The sequence below is a fragment of the Planctomycetota bacterium genome, from assembly GCA_026387035.1.
Taxonomy (GTDB): Bacteria; Planctomycetota; Phycisphaerae; order FEN-1346; family FEN-1346; genus JAPLMM01.
Window position 1 is genome coordinate 1 of record JAPLMM010000280.1, and the last position, 2193, is coordinate 2193.

Annotated in this window: 2 protein-coding genes; one reads left to right on the forward strand and one right to left on the reverse strand. The window is 69.1% G+C overall.

From position 1 onward, the window contains the following. The coding region (gene rnc / locus NTX40_10755; GenBank protein ID MCX5649553.1) for a ribonuclease III at nucleotides 1-569 on the reverse strand (569 nt) is incomplete at its 3' end. A gap of 139 nt (nucleotides 570-708) precedes the next feature. Between rnc and NTX40_10760 the strand changes: the two genes are divergently transcribed. Next, a partial coding sequence (locus NTX40_10760) for a hypothetical protein (protein ID MCX5649554.1) occupies nucleotides 709-2193 on the forward strand: 1485 nt, incomplete at its 3' end.

The following is a 2193-nucleotide window of genomic DNA, read 5'->3' on the forward strand; positions in this document are numbered from 1 at the left end:
GCCTTGGCGTGGTCGGGCCCTTTCTCGTCGAGGACTTCGTAATGAGGCGTCGCGCCGAGGTCGCGCTGCGCGTGCTGCTGAAGAAGGGACTTGTAGTTGAGCGAGTACTCCCCGGCGACGACGTGGTCGATCTCGTCGGCCATGTGCTTCAGGATGAACTTGCGGGCCGCCTTCAGCCCGCCGTCCAGGTAGAGCGCGCCGACGCAGGCTTCGTAGGCGCACGCCGCCAGGCTGGTCGGCAACTGGGCCGCGCCCGTGATCCCCTTGCCGAGGCTCACGTGTTCCATGAGGCCGATGTCCGTGGCGACGCGGGAGCAGGTGTCGCGGCTGACGACGACGCTCTTGATGCGCGTCATTTCGCCTTCGAGATAATCGGAGAAGCGGCTGTAGAGTTCCTCACAGATCACGAGGCCGAGGACGGCGTCGCCGAGGAACTCGAGACGCTCGTTCGACGCCAGCCGCGAGTGCGCGATGCTGGCGTGCGTCAGTGCGCTCTCCAGGAGGCTCGCGTTCTTGAATCGGTGACCGAGGAGTTTTTGGACGGCTTCGAGGGTATCGGTGTCGCTCACGCCCGTCTCCTCTCCAGGATCTTCGGCGCCCGGCGGCCATTCTAAATCGGCGCAGCGGCGGGTCAATCGAAAAGGCTTGACCGATTCCGCAGGTCCTGGCATCCTGAGGGCGAACCCTTTGCGGCGAATGGATTCCAGGATGCTGACCCTGCGGGCAAAGCGGATCGTCGGCCTCGTCGGCGCCGGCCTGGCGGTCGCGGCGGCGGCCGGCGCCTGGCTCGTTCTTGCGACGCCGGGGTTCTATGCCCGGACCGAGCCCATCGGCGCCGACCATCCCGCCAAAGTCTTGTTCAACGAGCGCGTGGTGAATGGGGTGGGCAACGTCCTGCTGGATAAGAGCGGCCGAACGCCCCTGGATCTGGTCATCACCGAAGAGATGATCAATGCCCGCCTGGCGAAGTTCCTCGAGGAAACCCGGACGCGAGGTCCCGGCTCCGCCCGGGTCCCGGCGCGCCGGGACTTCGCCGAGGCGACGCCCGGCTCGCCACGTCGAGTCGCCTGCGGCGACGCGCCGGGACTGATGCTCCGCCGCGGCCGAGGTTACGCGCCGCGCCCCATCGCGCTCGCCGTCGAGGCGCCGGAGACGCTCCTCGCCGTCGGCCCGGAACTCAAAAATGCCGTCTGCCTCGTCCGCGCGTCCGAAGCCTTCGTCAGCCAGCACATCGGCGACCTGAAGCACCCCCTTGCCGCCGACTATTTCGAAAAGACCGTGGAGAAAATGGAACGCCTCCTGGAGATTCGGCCGAAGGTCCTCGCCCACGACCTCCACCCCGCATACTATTCGACGCGCTACGCCCGCCGCCGGGCCGAGGAGGAAGGCCTTCGCCTCGTCGGCGTCCAGCACCACCACGCCCACATTGCCTCCGTGATGGCCGAGCACGGCCTCGAAGGCGACCTCATCGGCCTGGCGATGGACGGCACGGGCTACGGGACCGACGGGACCGTCTGGGGCGGAGAAATCCTGCGGGCGTCGCCCGCTCGTTTCGAGCGACTCGGCCACTTGGCCTGCGTCGCGCTCCCGGGCGGCGATGCGGCCGTCGAGCACCCCGTCCGGACGGCCTGGGCGTTCCTCCTGGAGGCCTACGGGCCGGAGGAAGCGGAGCGCCGCCTGGTCGGCCGGCTGGCCGAGACGCGCTCCAAGGATCGGCGGATCTGGGCCGACATGGTCGCCAAGGGTGTGAGCGCCCCTCGCGCGTGCGGCCTCGGGCGATTGTTTGACGCCGCGAGCGTCCTGGCGGGCGTCTCGGCCGAGAACACCTACGAGGGCCAGGCGGCCATCGAGTTGGAGGCCGCCGCCGGCGACGCCGACGACGACGTGCCGCCCTACGCTTTTGCGATTGCCGACGCGCCGGCCGGCGGGGGAGGGTGGGTCATCGACACCGTGCCGATCATCCGCGGCGTGGTGGCCGACGTCGAGGCCGGACTCGATGCCGCCTTCATCAGCGCCCGGTTTCACGCGTCCGTCGCGGCGATGCTTCGCGCCGCCGCACGGCGCGCCCGCGAGGAAACGAAACTCGAGCGCATCGCGCTCACGGGCGGATGTTTCGCGAACGCCCGGCTCGCGCGATTGCTCGCCGCGGCGCTTGAAGCGGACGGCTTCGAGGTGTATCTTCATCGGGACGTG